This window comes from Chitinophagaceae bacterium, from assembly GCA_016713085.1.
In the GTDB taxonomy this organism is placed as follows: domain Bacteria; phylum Bacteroidota; class Bacteroidia; order Chitinophagales; family Chitinophagaceae; genus Lacibacter.
This window is the reverse complement of the sequence record JADJPV010000001.1, coordinates 529,857-547,344: the sequence shown is the minus strand read 5'-3', so window position 1 is coordinate 547,344 and position 17,488 is coordinate 529,857. Positions and strand designations below refer to the sequence as shown.

General features: G+C 38.5%; 18 protein-coding genes and 3 pseudogenes. 13 read left to right on the top strand and 8 right to left on the bottom strand.

The annotated features are described in order from the left end of the window. The first annotated feature begins 113 nt into the window (after positions 1 to 113). The 12 genes and pseudogenes from IPK31_02670 (at position 114) to IPK31_02615 (ending at position 8,760) form a co-directional block, all read left to right on the top strand. Entirely contained in the window at positions 114 to 1,403 is a 1,290-nt protein-coding gene (locus IPK31_02670) for an aminopeptidase P N-terminal domain-containing protein (protein ID MBK8086951.1), read from the top strand. 25 nt (positions 1,404 to 1,428) lie between these two features. Next, positions 1,429 to 2,189, top strand: a pseudogene (locus IPK31_02665) (CDP-alcohol phosphatidyltransferase family protein). 15 nt (positions 2,190 to 2,204) lie between these two features. Next, positions 2,205 to 2,450, top strand: coding sequence for a phosphoribosylformylglycinamidine synthase subunit PurS (purS, locus tag IPK31_02660; protein ID MBK8086950.1), 246 nt, complete (start codon positions 2,205 to 2,207; stop codon positions 2,448 to 2,450). A gap of 83 nt (positions 2,451 to 2,533) precedes the next feature. Then, positions 2,534 to 3,202: a 16S rRNA (cytidine(1402)-2'-O)-methyltransferase gene (rsmI, locus tag IPK31_02655; GenBank protein ID MBK8086949.1), complete on the top strand. Its 669-nt coding sequence runs from the start codon at positions 2,534 to 2,536 to the stop codon at positions 3,200 to 3,202. A gap of 155 nt (positions 3,203 to 3,357) precedes the next feature. Further along, positions 3,358 to 3,801: a hypothetical protein gene (locus IPK31_02650; GenBank protein MBK8086948.1), complete on the top strand. Its 444-nt coding sequence runs from the start codon at positions 3,358 to 3,360 to the stop codon at positions 3,799 to 3,801. A 124-nt stretch (positions 3,802 to 3,925) separates the two neighbouring features. Then, entirely contained in the window at positions 3,926 to 4,171 is a 246-nt protein-coding gene (locus tag IPK31_02645) for a hypothetical protein (protein ID MBK8086947.1), read from the top strand. Further along, on the top strand, positions 4,168 to 4,677 hold the full coding sequence (locus IPK31_02640; protein MBK8086946.1) for a CHAP domain-containing protein: 510 nt from the start codon (positions 4,168 to 4,170) through the stop codon (positions 4,675 to 4,677). The genes IPK31_02645 and IPK31_02640 overlap by 4 nt, the downstream gene beginning before the upstream one ends. 96 nt (positions 4,678 to 4,773) lie before the next feature. Then, positions 4,774 to 6,657 (top strand): annotated as a pseudogene (locus tag IPK31_02635) (M1 family metallopeptidase). 159 nt (positions 6,658 to 6,816) lie between these two features. Next, entirely contained in the window at positions 6,817 to 7,167 is a 351-nt protein-coding gene (locus tag IPK31_02630) for a hypothetical protein (GenBank protein ID MBK8086945.1), read from the top strand. Continuing rightward, a complete protein-coding gene (locus IPK31_02625; GenBank protein MBK8086944.1) occupies positions 7,160 to 7,372 on the top strand; it encodes a hypothetical protein in 213 nt (70 codons plus the stop codon). The genes IPK31_02630 and IPK31_02625 overlap by 8 nt, the downstream gene beginning before the upstream one ends. A 268-nt stretch (positions 7,373 to 7,640) precedes the next feature. Next, positions 7,641 to 8,126, top strand: coding sequence for a hypothetical protein (locus tag IPK31_02620; GenBank protein MBK8086943.1), 486 nt, complete (start codon positions 7,641 to 7,643; stop codon positions 8,124 to 8,126). Positions 8,127 to 8,337: 211 nt separating this feature from the next. Beyond that, a complete protein-coding gene (locus IPK31_02615; GenBank protein MBK8086942.1) occupies positions 8,338 to 8,760 on the top strand; it encodes a hypothetical protein in 423 nt (140 codons plus the stop codon). Positions 8,761 to 9,139: 379 nt separating this feature from the next. Here the strand turns inward: IPK31_02615 and IPK31_02610 are convergent, their stop codons facing one another. The 3 genes from IPK31_02610 to IPK31_02600 form a co-directional block, all read right to left on the bottom strand. Continuing rightward, positions 9,140 to 9,808, bottom strand: a complete 669-nt coding sequence (locus tag IPK31_02610) for a response regulator transcription factor (protein ID MBK8086941.1) — start codon at positions 9,806 to 9,808, stop codon at positions 9,140 to 9,142. Between the two features lie 70 nt (positions 9,809 to 9,878). Then, the gene (gene rsmG, locus IPK31_02605) at positions 9,879 to 10,526 is read right to left on the bottom strand and encodes a 16S rRNA (guanine(527)-N(7))-methyltransferase RsmG (protein MBK8086940.1); all 648 of its coding nucleotides are present in this window, start codon (positions 10,524 to 10,526) and stop codon (positions 9,879 to 9,881) included. Then, positions 10,517 to 11,635: a glycosyltransferase gene (locus IPK31_02600; GenBank protein MBK8086939.1), complete on the bottom strand. Its 1,119-nt coding sequence runs from the start codon at positions 11,633 to 11,635 to the stop codon at positions 10,517 to 10,519. Before IPK31_02600 ends, rsmG begins: the two co-directional genes overlap by 10 nt. A gap of 204 nt (positions 11,636 to 11,839) precedes the next feature. Here IPK31_02600 and tgt point away from each other — a divergent pair, with 204 nt between their 5' ends. Beyond that, positions 11,840 to 12,979 carry a tRNA guanosine(34) transglycosylase Tgt gene (tgt, locus tag IPK31_02595; GenBank protein ID MBK8086938.1) on the top strand — a complete coding sequence of 380 codons (1,140 nt, stop codon included), beginning with the start codon at positions 11,840 to 11,842 and terminating at the stop codon, positions 12,977 to 12,979. Positions 12,980 to 12,983: 4 nt separating this feature from the next. Here tgt and IPK31_02590 read toward each other — a convergent pair whose 3' ends face one another. The 5 genes and pseudogenes from IPK31_02590 to IPK31_02570 all read right to left on the bottom strand — a co-directional run bounded on the left by IPK31_02590 (position 12,984) and on the right by IPK31_02570 (position 17,356). Then, the gene (locus IPK31_02590; GenBank protein ID MBK8086937.1) at positions 12,984 to 13,973 is read right to left on the bottom strand and encodes an NAD-dependent epimerase/dehydratase family protein; all 990 of its coding nucleotides are present in this window, start codon (positions 13,971 to 13,973) and stop codon (positions 12,984 to 12,986) included. Further along, positions 13,946 to 15,478 carry an acyl--CoA ligase gene (locus IPK31_02585; GenBank protein ID MBK8086936.1) on the bottom strand — a complete coding sequence of 511 codons (1,533 nt, stop codon included), beginning with the start codon at positions 15,476 to 15,478 and terminating at the stop codon, positions 13,946 to 13,948. The genes IPK31_02590 and IPK31_02585 overlap by 28 nt, the downstream gene beginning before the upstream one ends. Beyond that, positions 15,478 to 16,473 (bottom strand): ketoacyl-ACP synthase III, encoded by a 996-nt coding sequence (locus tag IPK31_02580; GenBank protein ID MBK8086935.1) that lies wholly within the window; start codon positions 16,471 to 16,473, stop codon positions 15,478 to 15,480. Before IPK31_02580 ends, IPK31_02585 begins: the two co-directional genes overlap by 1 nt. Beyond that, positions 16,470 to 17,207, bottom strand: a pseudogene (locus IPK31_02575) (diiron oxygenase). The gene IPK31_02580 and the pseudogene IPK31_02575 overlap by 4 nt, the downstream one beginning before the upstream one ends. Continuing rightward, entirely contained in the window at positions 17,150 to 17,356 is a 207-nt protein-coding gene (locus IPK31_02570) for a hypothetical protein (GenBank protein ID MBK8086934.1), read from the bottom strand. Before IPK31_02570 ends, IPK31_02575 begins: the two are co-directional and overlap by 58 nt. Between the last annotated feature and the right edge of the window lie 132 nt (positions 17,357 to 17,488).

The window sequence follows — 17,488 nt, the reverse complement described above, 5'->3', positions numbered from 1 at the left end:
GTTTATAAACTTTTTACAAACAGGTGTTAGTTTTACACTTTCTGTGGATTTATTGATAACAGAATTGGGTAGGGATTGCCGATATCTTATTTTGCACATCTAATTTTATTCTGATGAAATTTCAACCCATCAAACCAGAACTCTTCAGCAAAAACCGTCAGCGCTTTATCAAGTCAATGCAACCCGGCTCCATTGCCATTTTTGTGAGTAACGATGAGTGGCCCGCAAGCGGAGATGCAATTCATGCATTTAAACAAAACAGTGACCTGTTCTGGCTCAGCGGCATTACGCAGGAAGACAGTATGGTTGTGTTGTTTCCTGATAATCCCGATCCAAAATACAGGGAAGTGCTGGTGCTGGTTCGCCCAAATGAGTTAAAAGAAAAATGGGATGGTAAAAGATTGCGTGCCAATGAAGCAAAAGAAATTTCAGGTATTGAAACCATTGTTTGGTTAGACAGTCTGGAAGGGTTACTTCAGCCATGGGTTCATTTAGCTGATAACATTTATTTAAGCAGTAATGAAAACGACCGCAAGGCATCACCCATACGCAGCAGGGATTACAGGTTCATTGATGAAATGAAAAGTAAATACCCTTTGCATAATTTTCTTCGTGCAGCAAAAATCATGAAAGAATTGCGTGGAATAAAAACTGCTGAAGAAGTAGAGTTACAGCAAAAAGCAATTGATATAACTGAAGTTACATTTCGCCGTTTGCTGAAGTTTATTAAGCCGGGTGTAATGGAAAATGAAATTGAAGCAGAAATTTATCATTCATTTTTATCACAGAGTTCAACCGGTCCTGCATACGGAAGTATTATTGCCAGTGGCGACAGGGCAAGAACATTGCACTATGTGAGCAATAATCAGGAGTGTAAAGATGGTGAACTTGTGCTGATGGATTTTGGTGCAGAATACGGCGGTTACTGTGCTGATCTTACAAGAACGGTTCCTGTAAGTGGTAAGTTTGGAAGAAGACAGAAAACGGTTTACAATGCCTGTCTGCATTTGCATAATTATGCTAAGAGTTTATTGAAGCCCGGTATTACTATTGTTCATTACACAGATAAAGTAGGAGAGGAAGCAACACAGCAGTTTTTAAAAATTGGCCTGCTGAAAAAAACAGATGTAAAAAATGAAAACCCTGAGAACAGGGCGTACAGAAAATATTTATACCATGGTATTTCTCATCATCTTGGTGTAGATGTGCATGATCTTGGTACAAAGACTGAACCTATTAAAGCAGGAATGGTTTTTACAGTAGAGCCCGGAATTTATATTGAAGAAGAACAGATGGGTGTGCGTATTGAAAACAATCTCTGGATTACACGTAACGGAAATAAAGATTTGATGAAGAATATCCCGATTACAGTAGAAGAGATAGAAGCATTAATGAAGAAATAATACTGGAATTATCAATCAATAGTTCATGAAGCAAATCCCCAATCTGTTTACATTACTCAATCTTGTTTTTGGAAGTATAGCGATCATCCTTATATTACAGCCCGGTGAAAATATTACTTCGGTTGATCAGGGAACTTTGATCATCAATCTGCCGGAAAAAATTGCCTACGCATCTTTTTTCATTTTTGCAGCTGGCATTGTTGATTTTTTGATGGCTTTTTAGCAAGACTTATGAAGGCATCTTCTGAGATGGGGAAACAACTTGATTCATTAAGTGATGTGGTAACATTTGGTGTGGCACCTTCTATGATCATGTACCAGTTGCTGCGGATGAGTTATTTGAAAGAAGAATCCGCATTAGATACTTCCATTCTATTGCTGCTGCCAGCTTTACTGATTGCCTGTTGTGCTGCATGGCGGCTGGCAAAGTTCAATATTGATACAAGGCAAACTACTTCCTTTCGTGGTGTTCCAACGCCCATTACTGCAATGGTTGTAGCTGCACTGCCTTTGGTGATCTGGTACAATCAATGGAACCTGCCCGGAATTATTTTAAACAGGTGGGTGCTGTATGCAATTACACTCGTCATCAGTTACCTGATGGTTATAGATATTCCAATCATGGGACTGAAGTTCAAAGATTTCAGCTTTAAGAATAATCGCCCCAAATTTATATTGGTTGGTCTTGCCATTGTTCTGGCTATTGTTTTCCAGTGGGCGGCTATTCCGCTTATTTATTTAGCCTACGTTGCGTTATCTTTGCTGCTTCGTAAACAGATATCATAATTCAATTTTTATACAATGACTTATACAGTTCAGGTGAAAATAATGCCGCTCAAAGATTTGTTAGATCCGCAGGGGAAAGCAGTAATGGGTGGTTTAAGTAATTTAGGTTTGAAAGGTGTTAACGATGTCCGCATTGGCAAAAACATCAGCATGCAGATTGATGCAGCAACACCTGATGCAGCAAAAGCTATTGCAGAAGAAGCCGCCAAAAAATTGCTGGCCAATGCTGTGATGGAGCAATTTGAAATCACCGTTAATTAAACAATTTGGCAATTTGAAAATTTGGAAATTGAATCAGCTTCGGTTTTCATTTTCAAATTATTTCATTTTCAAATTTTCAAATTTTGTTGTTCATCATTCCCACTCCCATCGGCAATTTAAAAGACATTACGCTTCGTGCACTGGAGGTAATGCAGGAAGTGGATTTGCTTCTTGCTGAAGATACCCGTACAAGTTCTGTACTGCTCAATCATTACAATATTCAAAAGCCGCTTTCTCCTTATCACCAGCACAATGAACATAAAATTGTGCAGCATTTGATTGATCAGTTGAAAGACGGAAAGAAGATGGCCCTGTTAACGGATGCAGGAACTCCCGGTATCAGCGACCCTGCTTTTTTACTGGTAAGGGAATGTGTAAAGAATGATATTATTGTTGAAACACTACCCGGCGCCACCGCTTTTGTTCCGGCTTTGGTGAATAGCGGATTACCCGCAACACGATTTACATTTGAAGGATTTCTGCCGCAGAAAAAAGGCCGTCAAACTGCATTGAAGCAACTGGCAGAAGAAGAACGTACCATGATTTTTTATGAATCTCCTTTTCGCCTGGTGAAGTCGCTGGCCGATTTTATCCAATACTTTGGTGAAGACCGTTTGTGCTGTGTAAGCAGAGAACTCACCAAAAAATTTGAAGAAAACAAGCGGGGCACTCTTAAAGAAGTGCATGACTATTTTGCTATAAAGGGTGTTAAAGGTGAAATCGTGATTGTTGTTGCAGGAAAAGATGAGTAACTTAAGTCCTCAATTTAAAAACCTGCAGTATGAAATATCCACAAAAATTATCCCTGCCCGACTTTGTCGTTCAGGCGGGGAGCTAATTTATACCAACAGCGATGATAATTTTTGTGGATATACTATGTGGCCAAAAAACCAATAAAAATGAACACATGAAATACTTTCTTCTTATCGGCACATGTTTTCTTTTTTCTTTTACTGTGCATGCACAACTGTTTACCGTTCCTGAATTGGTAAAGCAAAACTTTAATAAGCAATATCCCGAAGCAAAAGATATTAAATGGAGTGATGGATTGGATAACCACACCGTTCGTTTTACATTGAGCGAAAAAAAACTGAAGTCAAGCTATACTCCAAAAGGTGATTGGAACTGGACAGAAACCCAGGTAACAATGGAACAGTTGCCGAAAGTTGTACAGGATGGATTTAAAGACTGCAAATACAAAGACTGGCCGGTGAAAGACATAGTAGGGATTGAAAAACCAAGAGCCGTTGCAAATGAGTATAAAATCATTGTTCAGAAATCAATGATCACAAAAAAGATTCTTGTCTTTGATGCAAAGGGTAGATTGTATGAAGAATTGACCGGTTTATAATTTCATAAAACTCTTTCTCAAAGCAGTTACTGCAACTGATTCCCCAAAAAGTGCTATTGATTTAATGGCAGAAATGTGCAAACTTAGATGAGTCTTTCAGTTTCACTTTCAAACCTTACTCATCATGAAATATCCAAACAGGATCATTAAAGTTGGAGAGGGCAATACAGCAATTGTAAAAGCCATTCAAAAAAAAATAATCGAATTAAACATTGGTAATTTGCAGGGAACGGGAGTGTATGCTGTAAAAACAAAAAATGCTCTCAAACTTTTCCAGGCAACACAACAGATCAGTATGGCAACCCTCTTGAAATTGATGGTAATGTTGGTTCACTTACATGGGCTGCACTGTTTGGTACGGAGGATATGATAGTAGCTGATACAGCTTCGGGTAAATTGCTTACAGAAGTATTAAAATCAGCAGTTTCGCAATTAGGTGTTATGGAAGTTCCTCCCGGCAGTAATAAAGGCCCGGAGGTAAATCAATACCTGGCAAGTGTTGGTTTAGAGCCTGGATTGTTTTGGTGTGCTGCTTTTGTTTACTGGTGTTTTAATGAAGCATCTATAAAATTAAACAGAGCAAACCCACTTGTGAAAACAGGTCATGTAATGACGCATTGGAACAAAACAAAAGGAAAGAAAATTCTTGCCAGTGATGCTGTCAACAATCCATCGCTTATAAAACCCGGACAAATATTCTTACTGAATACTGGTGGCAGTGCAGGGCATACCGGACTGGTTGAAAAAGTTGAAGGTGGTTTTATTCATACTATAGAAGGAAACAGCAATAATGTAGGCAGCAGGAATGGTATAGGAGTATTCCGTCTGCAGCGGAAAATAGCTAAAATCAACCGGGGCTTCATTGAATACAAATAACCGTTAATGCCCGTATCCACTTATCCAAAATTGATGTCAATCAGGGTTCAATTCATTTTTTTCCAGTAGGTTTGGCGTTATTCAAAAACGTTGAACATGAAATTGATTTACTTTCTTCTTCTTTGTATTTCAGCAACTGCAATCCAGGCCCAGCCCAACCGCTGGCAGCAGCGTGTAAAGTATGTAATGGATATTGATATGGATGTAAATGCCAATCAGTACAAAGGCAAACAAAAATTAGAATACACCAATAATTCACCTGATACATTAGACAAAATATTCTATCATTTATACTGGAATGCATTTCAGCCAAACAGTATGATGGATGCAAGAAGCCGTGAACTGGGAAAAAATCTTGTCAATAACAGACCCGATTGGGACGGCCGTGTTAAAGACCGCATTCTCAATCTGAAAGAAGATGAAATTGGCTATGAAAAAATAAAATGGCTGAAGATGAATGGGGTTGTACAAAACATCATTGAACATGAAACCATTTTAGAAGTAAAGCTCAGCAAACCCATTCTGCCTAAACAAAAAGTAATGCTGGAAATGGAATGGGATGCTCAGGTTCCCAAACAAATTCGCCGCAGCGGAAGAGATGCAGCGAACGGAACAAAATTTTCTATGGCGCAATGGTATCCAAAATTATGTGAGTATGATAATGACGGATGGAATCCCAATCCATATGTTGCCCGTGAATTTTATGGTGTATGGGGCGACTTTGAAGTAAACATCAGCATTGATAAAAATTTCATGATTGCCGGTACAGGATATTTAACCAATGCAAACCAAATAGGATTTGGATATGAAGCAAAGGGAGTAAAAGTTGTTCGCCCCGCAGGCGAAAAACTTACCTGGAAATTTACCGCACCTAATGTGCATGATTTTGTGTGGGCCGCTGATCCTGATTTCAAACATATTGTACGGCAGGTGAAAAATGGACCAACCATCAATGTATTTTATAATTATGTTGCAGGTAATCAGAAAAATGAAGATGACTGGAAGAAAGTTGCTGACGCAGCCGAAATAGTTTTACCGTTTATTGAAAAAAACTTTGGCGCCTATCCTTACAAGCAATATTCTTTCATTCAGGGTGGTGATGGCGGCATGGAATATCCTATGGCTACTTTACTCAGTGGCCCGGGGCTTGGAACTGTCATTCATGAATGGATGCATACATGGTACCAGATGCTGATGGGCAGCAATGAAAGTTTATATGCATGGATGGATGAAGGATTTGCAGAATTTGCAACCGACATGGTGGAAGATTTTTATAAAACGGAAATGGCCAAACGGAGTGGTACAGTTTATATTGATAACGGGTTGCCAAAATACCATGCAGGAAATTATGCAGGTTATTTCAGTTTGGTAAAAAGCAGGCTTGAAGAGCCAATGACAACACATGCAGATCATTTCAATACCAACTTTGCTTATTCAAATGCGGCTTATTCAAAAGGCGCAGTATTTCTTTCTCAGCTGGGATACATCACCGGGGAGGAAACAAGAAATAAAATCTTACTGGAGTATTATAAACAGTGGCGCTTTAAACATCCCAACTCAAATGATTTTTTACGTGTAGCGGAAAAAACAAGCGGACTGCAACGTGACTGGTACAAAGAGTATTTCGTTAATGGAACAAAAACAATTGATTAAAGTATTGACAGTTTATGGGAAGAAGGAGGTAAAACAAAAATCCGGTTAATGAGGAAAGGTGAAATGCCAATGCCCATTGATGTGGCATTAACGTTTAAAGACGGATCGCAGCAATTGCATTATGTGCCGATGTATTTAATGTTTGGTGAAAAGCCTGCAGAAAATGAACTGCAGCGAACAGTTTACCCTGCATGGAAATGGACGCATCCCACTTATGTTATTGAATTTGATAAACGGCTGAGTGAATTAACCACCGTTGAAATCGATCCTACCTTTCGCATGGCTGATGTGGATCGCAGAAATAATAAACTTGAATTGAAATGGTAATGGAGTTCAACAAATAAAAAAAACCGCCACTTGGCGGTTTTTTTGTGGATGTAAGTTTTGCTTATCGTCCAAAATATTTATTTACCGCTCACGTCAGCCCGGGGTCTGGCCTCCGACCCCGGGAGTCAGAACCCTGCAGATGATTTAGTACATTTATCTATGCCAGTGCGCTCACAACATGAACAGGAATCGAACAGCATTTACTTTATAACCTTCACCTGTTATCACTGGCTTCCTCTGTTTCAACTCACAAATGCCTACGATACTGGTTACAAGTGGTTTGATTACCTGTATACACAAAACATTCGTACAACAGGGTATGTCATTATGCCTAACCATGTACACGTACTGCTGTATTTTTCACAAATGCCAACATCATTAAATACCATTATTGGAAACGGAAAACGGTTTATGGCATATGAAATCATCAAACGGCTTACTTCCGCTAATGAGGAAACGATACTTGCCGGATTAAAAAGAAAAGGAACTGACAAAAGGACAATTGCATAAAGTGTTTGAAGACAGTTTCGATGCCAAACAATGTGTATCAACAGATTTTATTTATCAGAAGCTGGATTATATACATCATAATCCAACCAGTGGCAAATGGATGCTTGCAGCAGATTTTTTATACTATAAACATTCAAGTGCGGCATTTTATGAAGATGGTAAAAGCGGATACAGTAAATTGCTGAGGATTGAAGAAGTAATGTAACTGGTGAAATCCCGGGGTCGGTAGGGGCGGCTTCCGGGGTATTGAGATTTGACACGCCAGACCCCGGGGCGACGGAAAATTAACTTTTGATACTGATATGAACAGATACTGAGTTGTAAACTCAGTATAGCACTTACCTTTTTAGCAATACTGTGCAAAGGTTACCAGTATGATTTGTATTGAACACTACGAATAGCTGGTGACACTCTAAAAGATGGCGGTAAATATGTCTCTTTTAAAAATGGACAGCTTTTAAATACAAATTAATATGAGAAAAACTAGTTTTTTGCTGGTGTTTTGTTTGGTGTTTTACTCCTGTGATCAAAGGAATGAAAATATTCAAGAAGCGAAGAAAAATGTAATGAAATATAGCGAGTTGGACAGTTATATGGCTCTAACAAATCATTTCGATAAAGAAGATAATTATTATGAAATTATGCCTTATGCTTTAAAAATGCAAAAACAGGGGATTGGTCAATATGAATTTTATGATAGTTATTTAAAAATTATGTTCGATAATAAATTTGATGCCAAAAATATTCTTAAACTTGATAAACCAGAAGCAGAATTTCTTATATATATAGTGAATAAAGGAGCAAAAGCTGAAGATGTAAGATGTAGAGAAGTTTTAATCCAATACTACAGAAATGGCTGGGGTGTAACTAAGGATATAAAGAAAGCGGATAGTATTTACAAATCTTTTGGTTATCCAGATACATACATCCCAGCTATCCGAAGTCTTCCAAACAAGTAAAGTTGGTAGTGGTAAAGATGAGCAATGAATAAAAAGTTGAAAGCTGTCTGTGGTTTGCAACTACTGACAAGCTATATAACAGTACACTAGCAAAAACACAAAAACCATCATCATATTTCTGTAGGCCCGGGGTCGGCAGGGGCAACATTCTTGGGTTAGCGATTTTGCAAGCCAGACCCCGAGGTGACGAAAAGGAAGATATAATAAAGCATTGTACATAGGTGAAACCAAGATTCATTCTGTAGGGGAAAATTATGATCAGTGGCAGGCTGACCTGGTATTTGAATTGCACAAGGATAAAACAATTACTTACTTTTTTAAATCGGAGAATGGATTAACTCAACAGACAGAAAACGATGAAATAAAAAGAGTAGAAAAAAAAGAGGCAGGGTATGAAGGCGTTAATAAGCTATACACAAAAGGTTATTGGGATGTCAACTTTGAAGACAAGACTATTTTAATTCACTTCGATGAAAGAAATGTACCAGAACTAAGATTTACTTATTCGGACTTAGGTAATGGTTTTGTAAATTTTCAACAAATTTCATACTACGATAGTGTTTACAAAGGAGAAACCGTAAGGATAAAGCAAATAAACTCGATGTACTACGGACGTCTTTTTCATCGGTTCTAATATTTTAAAGTAATACAATAGGAAACGATTAAAAATGATATAATAAATCTTCAGAAACCAAATCAAGGATCGAAGATACTTTCTTCGCTCCAACGTCTTCTATAAGATTTCTCAGCAATTGTCTCCCAACGAGCTAAGAGCATAGCCGGGACATTGCGTGTTACGGAGCATAATTATTATCTAAACCAATGCCTGTTAAAACAACGATCCCCATGTGTTCAGGTTTCCCCATTTAAGTGCAGTTGGAAGGTAGGATAATTTATCACTTTAATTGTTTTCGTAAAACCTGTAGTGTATAAACAGGCATTGAAATGGTATAATAATTCAGTAAATAAAAAAACCGCCATCCGGCGGTTTTTTTATTTAATGTAAGTTTTGCTTATCGCCCAAAATATTTATTTACCGCTTCAACACGGTTATTAACATGAAGCTTCTCGTAAATATGATACACATGTTTACGGACTGTTTCCTGGCTGATGGTTAATTCTTTACCAATTTCTTTATAAATTTTTCCCTGTGCCAGCCATTCAAGAATTTCTTTTTCACGGCGTGATAAAACAGCAATATCTCCCATTTGCGTTATGGACGGAACAGCAGCAACTTCCTGTACTTCCTGCACAGGTAATCCTTTAAACGCTGAAACTACTTTCATAGCTATCTGGCTGTTCATCGGCGCACCGCCATCAACCAGTTCACCAATAGCTTCAATTAATTTAGCGGGAGAAGATTTCTTCAGAATATATCCATTTGCACCTGCACGCAGTGCATCAAATATTTTTTCATCTTCTTCATAGATGGTACACATCATATAAAGAATTTCGGGATGCTGAGGTTTCAGTTCTTTTACCAGGTCAATACCATTGGTTGAACCAAGGCCAATATCCATCAACACTACATTCGGTTTCACTAATGGAATTTTCACCAATGCTTCTTCGCCTGATGAATATGATCCGGCTAACTTACAATTTTCACTTAGTTCGATGATCTGTTCCAGCGCCTGGCGGATATCAGTTACATCTTCTACAATACACACGGAGATTTTATTCATACTGCAAAATTGACGATTTATCAGAACATGAAAAATACCACGAAGCGGTAATAAGGATGAACGGGTTCCGTTAGCGCCGGACTGAAAGGATATATTTCTGCTTAAAGAAGTCTTCGCTGAAAAGTTTATCAATTTCCCAAACAATAGGGTGGAGCCCGCTTTCTTTCACTTCTTCGGTTAAATCGCCACCTTTTAAACAAATAAGCCCGCCATAGATTTTCTCTTCATCAGCAATGGCAAACTGCCCCTGTCCTTTGGCTTTGATGATGGGAAGGCTCCAGCGCCAGAGATCCCTTAACGGAGCTACTGCACGGCTAACCACAAAATCGAACTTACGGTTCTGGATTTCTTCTGTACGGGTATGCTGGGTGGTAACATTTTTCAATCCGATGGCAGCAGCTACTTCGTTCACCACTTTTAATTTCTTGCCAATACTGTCGGTTAAATGAAACTGTACTTCAGGAAAAAAAATGGCTAAGGGAATTCCCGGAAAACCACCACCTGTACCAAGATCAATAATACTCGTTCCCGGTTGAAACTGAAACACAGCAGCTATTGACAGTGAATGCAGCACATGCTTTTCATACAGGCTGTCAATATCTTTTCTTGAAATGACATTGATCTTTTCATTCCACTCCTTATACAGTTCTTCCAGCTGTTGAAATTGCTGTAATTGTGCAGGAGTGAAATCAGAAAAATATTTTAATACTACTTCCAATTCTTTCGGGGTTTTTTAAATAATGTGTTGGCGAATAAAAGATAATAAAACCATTGCCAGATATCAAGTAACGGATAAAACCAGAAGAGATCTTTTTCTTTCAGCTTATCCATTGTACGGTAATAGATTAATCCCTGCAGTAAAAAACGTAGTCCGAATACACAGAGTGTAATCCTCCAGTTAAAGAAAAGAATACTTGCTGCCAGTAATGGATAAAATAAAAAATGAGAAAAGGAAAATAATCCAAGCAAAAATTTGTGTGATGCTTTATAATACCTGCCTGTTGAATAATGCCTTTCTTTCTGGCTGCGCCATGTGCTCCAGCTTGTTTTAGCATCAGAGTATGTAAATGCATCTGCATCCAGAACGATAGCGGTATTTGTTTTTGTGGCAACACGGTTGATGAACAGATCATCATCTCCACCGGCCAGTTTGTTGTGCAATGAAAATCCTTTGTTACGGAAAAACAACTCCTTGCGGTAAGCGAGATTTCTTCCTACTCCCATGTAAGGCATTCCTGCCAATGCATAAGAAAAGTATTGAAGCGCAGATAAAAATGTTTCAAAGCGGATGAACTTATTCAGCAGCCCCGGCTTTTTATTATAGGCTCCGTAACCCAATGCAATTTCTTTACCATTTGAAAATACATCCTGCATCCGCTCAATCCATTTGTTACCGGCGGGTTTACAATCTGCATCAGTTAACAGCAATAGTTCATACTTCGCTTCTTTAATACCAATTGATAAAGGGAATTTTTTTCCGTGAATATGTCTGGCTTCCTGTTTTAACTCTACCGGGCGAAGGTTACGGAATGGTTTGGATAAATATTCCAGCACATACTTACTGTCGTCGAATGAATTATCATTTACAGCCACCACTTCAAATGTTGAACGGTAATCCTGCTGTAATACATCAGGTAAATTATCAGCCAGGTTCTGTGCTTCATCTCTTGCACAAACAATCACAGAAACGGCGTGCTGGATAGAGCTTTCCTTCACTGGCTCTTTATAAAAAGCGAGACGCAGAAAAAAATACAGGTAGTAGAACACCTGGATGGCTGTTATTGTACAAAACACAGCAAAGATGATTTCGGGCCATTGAACACTCATAAGCAGCTGCGAATTTATTGCATTGGCGGCAAACACAAGTTTACTTTTTACTCACTTGCTGTTTACAATTTCAAAATGAACTGTGTAAGGAACAGTAATCTATAAAGGATCTTACCAGCAATTATTATTTAAGTAAGGCGAGGGCTGTGCGTTTGATGGCTTCCTCCTTTGGGGGAAGTCGGAAGGGGGCCTATATTTGCACCCATGGCGGCTTTACAATTTCAATTACAGCACACAGATGCTCAATCAAAAGCAAGGGCAGGGCAGATTACAACTGATCATGGCAGCATTCAAACACCCATTTTTATGCCGGTGGGAACAGTTGGCAGTGTAAAAGCATTAACAATTGAACAGCTGAAGACCGATGTAAAAGCTGAAATCATACTTGGTAATACCTATCATTTATACCTGCGTCCAGGAACGGAAGTGTTAGAAGCAGCAGGTGGTTTGCATAAATTCAATGGATGGGATAGACCCATTTTAACCGATAGTGGAGGTTACCAGGTTTTTTCACTGGCCAATAACCGGAAGATTAAAGAGGAAGGGGTTGTTTTTCAAAGTCATATTGATGGAAGCAAACATTTGTTTACACCAGAAAGCGTCATGGATATTCAGCGGAACATCGGTGCTGATATTGTGATGGCATTTGATGAATGTCCGCCTTACCCAAGCGATTATACGTATGCAAAAAAATCAATGGAGCTTACCCATCGCTGGTTAGAACGTTGCGTCAAACAATTTCATTCAACACCTGATAAATACGGCTACACACAAAACCTGTTTCCAATTGTGCAGGGGAGTACATATAAAGATTTGCGTACTGCTTCTTCGCAATTCATGGCCGAAACAAATTTAACGGGTTGTGCAATTGGTGGCCTGAGTGTTGGTGAACCGGAAGAGATGATGTATGATTTCACCGAATTATGTTGTGATGAATTACCGGTTCAAAAACCAAGATACTTAATGGGTGTTGGTACTCCCTGGAATATTTTAGAATGTATTTCATTAGGCGTAGATATGTTTGATTGTGTAATGCCTACAAGGAATGGACGGAATGCCATGCTCTTCACCAGTAAAGGTGTGATCAATATTGATAATAAAAGATGGGAGAAAGATTTCTCTCCTTTGGATGATGGCATTGATTGTGAAATGAGCAACTACTACAGTAAAGCCTATCTGCGTCATCTCATCAAAGCAAAAGAAATTACGGGATTAACCATAGCCAGCGTACATAATCTTGCGTTTTATTTATGGTTAGTAAAGCAGGCAAGACAACATATCATCGATGGTGATTTTATGAGCTGGAAAAAAGAAATGGTGGAAGTGATGAAGACGAGATTGTAAGTAATTATTTTCTCCACGGCAAATCAGCCGCTCCCTTTTGCAAATCAGCTAATGGAACTGATTTGATCCACTGTTCCAGTACTGAACGGTAATTGTAAAAATTATGCGGCAGTTCCAATCCGAATTCCCTCTTTATTTTTTCATTCGACAGTTCATGATCGCAGAGATAAAACTTCAATGTGTTGGCATTGAGGTCGGATTGCGGTAAGAAACGGGAAGAAAATCGTATGATTGGTTGAGGCACACGAATTGAAATGTTTTTCTTTTCACTGAGAATATCCCAGATGCTGTTAATCACATCTCCCAGCAAATGTGTCGGGTCATCTGTAATATTAAACAGTTCATAAGAATATTTTTTTTCAGAAACTATAATTCTTTCTGTTGCGAGTAGCAGGTTTTCAATATTGCTGAGTGATATTTTATAATCAAGTTTTGCAGGAGTGATCAAAAACGGACCTCTTTTTAGCCGAAGTATTCTTGGCAATAAAATCCGGTCACCTTTACCGTAAACTCCTCTTGGACGAAGCACCGTAATTTTTTTTGATGCTGTTGCCTGTAATTGTAACCAGGCTTCTGCCCTTAGTTTAGATAAACCATAATTGGAAAGATCAGCTTCATTAATAAATTCATCTTCTTTATGTAACAAACCGTTGGGAGGATATGCTGAAGCTGAAGAGAGATAAATAAAATGGTCTGCATGAATATTTGAGAATACTTTTTTGGTTCCTTCTGTATTAACAAACAGAAGATTTTCCCTGCTTTCTTTATCAGATGCCAGTCCTGCACAATGAATGCAAACTGTTGCTTCCAGTTCAGGAACTGAAGAAGAGATATCAACCGATTTGTATTCAGCATAGTTGAATAGTTTAGCAGGTGGTTCTTTACTTCTGCCTAACGCCAGCACTTTATAACCCGCTGCTGAAAAATAACGGGTATAAGCGGCGCCAATAAATCCTGTTGCTCCAGTTATGATGATGTCGTAAGCGATGGTAATTGTTGTTTTATCTGTTCAAGTAATTTGTTTCGGTCAACTTTTTGTTGTCTGCCTGCTTTTGGTATTGGTTGAAAAAAGATATGATCAGGTAATGCGTCTGAGTCAATGGTATTCTTTCCATTCTTTAATTCCTGTAATACTGATTTTGCAGTGAGTGTTTTATCTGCATCAAGTACAAGGATCACCAGCTCGTCATGTATCGATTCGTCATAAATGCCAATCATACAAACTTCATTCACTCCTTTAATCTGTGCAATGGTTGTTTCATATAAACCTGGATAAATGTTTTTATTCGCTTTAATGATCATATTCTTTTTACGGCCTTTCATCACCAGTCTTCCTTCTGCATCCTGTTCAACCAGATCACCACTTGGATGAAACTCATCTGCATCCTGCAAATGAAAATAACGTTTAAATAATAGCGGAGATTTGATGAGCAATTCGCCATCATCGTTGATTTTGTATTGCATTTTCTGCAATGGCCAGCCAAGCAAATCGCCTTTGCCTTTGTAGTTTATTTTTTCATCTCCATCCACACTGGCAACAACCAGGTGCTCCGTCATTCCATACAGACAAGTGATTTTTGCGTTTGTTAATTGACGTAATTCAACCAGTAATGATTTTAATACCGGTGCTGAACCAAGAATTAAATGATTGAGACTTTCTGGGAATTGTTGATTATGTTCTTTACAATACAATATCAACTCCCTGTATTCAGCAGGAGGGCCGAATAGTGTTGTGATTTGATGCTGATTAATAAATGCAATCCGTTCTTTTGCAGGTAATGTTTCTTTCCAGAAAAATGTTTTGTATCCTGTGATCATACCAATCAATGCAAATTGCGGAAGATGAGTAACCATGGATGCTTTGGTATTGCTTTCAAATAAACCGGCAATTGTTAACATACTTTCATACAAACTGTTCATGGTATGTACAACAGCTTTCGGCTCTGCTAAAGTTCCTGATGTATATACGATCAGGAATTCATCTTCAGGATCACTTTCTTGAAACTTATCTGTTGAATGTACATTGTATTGTAAGCGTTTATTTTTTTGCAGCAGTGGCAATTTAATACCTGTTGCAAAAACTCCGTAGGCGTTTGAGTATGGAATATAGAACGGATTCTTTGCTGTTTTTTTATATACGAAACGGATGAGCGGATGTTCCTGCAACAATAAAATCCGGCTGTCGATAAAGGCCCATTTCGGTTGAAACTGTTTCAGCTTGGCTGCATACAATTGATTGCCCATATGCGGATCAACCAATGCAATTTTTGTTCGCAGATGAATTAAAGCTATAAACAGAATTAGAAACTCAATACCCATTTCACAGGCAAGTAAAACGTGGTCGCCTTTCTTAATACCCTTCTGTTCAAGAGAAGCAGCCAATTTTTTGCTTTGTTCAATCAGTTCTTTGGCTGTAAGTATTTTGTTATTATGAATACAAATTTCATAAGAGGGTGGAAGCTGTTCAAGCAATTGCAGGAAAGGGGAGTTGTACAGCATTACACTTTCATTAACTGTACAGAAATATTTATACCTGCTGCCATACCAAGTAACATTACAGTATCACCGGTTTTAATTCTCTTTTCTTTGTATGCATATTCCAGTGCAATAGGAACAGAAGCAGCTGCTGTATTACCATATAGATGAAAGGTCTGAATAATTTTATTGAGATCGTAATCTAATGTTTCCGCCACCATTTTATAGGTATCTCTTGAAACCTGGTGGGTACAAATCAAATCAATATCATCTAATGTAATACCTGCTTCCTTAATACATTCTTTCACAAAGGGGGGAGCAATTTCATAAATCACCGTTTTCAATCCAAATGTATCACCGCTAAAACAGAGTTTGGATGCATCTGCAGGAAACATAGAACCGCCACCTGGTATGCGGCAGAGTTCCCAGTAATTTCCAAATGTATGATGTCGGTGATAAAAGAAACCCTTGTCTTCTGTTGTAGAGCTTAAAAGCAACGCCACGCCTGCATCTCCAAATGAGTAAGCGGCAAAATGATCTTTGATGCTTTCTTTTTCAATATTATTATACTTAATACTGTCGCTTGTTTTTTCACCGCAAACAATAAGAATATTTTGATAAGTATTACCCATAATCAAGGAAGCTGCAATTTCAATGGCATTGGTAACACTGTTGCAGGCATTCTTTAAATCAAATGCCGGACAGCTCAATCCTAATTTATGCTGCACAATATTTGCAGTGGCAGGCTCAATTAAATCACCGGAGGCAGCTGCAAAAATCAGCAGGTCAATTTTTCGGTCAGGAACTTTTGCCAGCACTTTCCTGGCAGCAGTGGCAGCAAGGTCCGACACCTGTTCATCTTTTTCTGCATAATAACGAAGTTCACTGCCAATCATTTTCTCAAGCAAACCTTCCGGCATATCAAAACCGCCCTGTTTAATTTTCTGCTCAACAAATTCATTGGTTATTTTCTGCTCTGGCAGATAAGATTCGATATGTTCTATAAAAACACGTTTCATAGTTTGGCGGAAAGAATTCTTTTCCAAAGGGGTTTGGTAATGAAATTAAATCCGTTGAATTCTTTTACAAATTCAATGAGTTCATCGAGATAAAATTGCCCGAATTTTTCTTTCAGATTTTTCTTTGCAGCTTTTGCATACAATGCAGGATCGGTTACTCCAATCGCTTCAAAGTTTTGTTTGGTCACATATAGCGACCGCATATACCAGATGTTCAGCAACACCACAATGCTGAAAGCAGTGCGTCTGAAAAAACCTGCTTTATCGGTATAAAATTTCATCCAGAGCTTGGTGTAATGAATATGACGACCCTCTTCAATATGATGCAGTTCAGATACTTTCCTTATTGGTTCAAAAACTCCCGGCGATTTACGGATGAGTTTTCCATAAATATCAGTGACCAGTTCAACAGCCAGTACAGAAATGAATTGATAAGAAGCAGGCATATAACGGCTGTGAAACCTGCCAACAAACTGATGTGCTTTCGATATTGTAATCTTTTTCCCTTTCAGCAAGCGGATGGCTTTTGCAAACATATCCTGGTGACGGAATTCTTCAATCAGTTCTTTTACGAGGTAGCGGTATTCAACTGAGTCGGGAGGAATTTTCAACAAACGTTTATTAAAAATGAAACAGGCCAACCCTTCAGCCCATGCATAAGAATACATTACCTGCACTACTTCATGCCTGCCAAGCTCTCTTTTCTGTTCAGCTGATAGTGTATCAAAAGAGGGTGGCCATGTAAGGAAACAATTTCTTCGGGCATCAGCAGTTCGTTATTCTCCTTCATTTCCCAGGGAATAAATTCATCGGGGAGAACTGCGTTTCTTTCGCTCAGCCTGATCAGGCGCTCCACTTTTTCTACATCTGCTGCAGTGATCATGAATTGCGTTTAATGTGTTTAAGGGTTTGCAGCCTGTTGCAATAAATGGCTGAGTACTTAAAAGTACCAAAAAGCGAACAGTCAGTAAAACATTAAGAGGGTATTTAACAGTTCAGGTTCCTGAGTAAATTC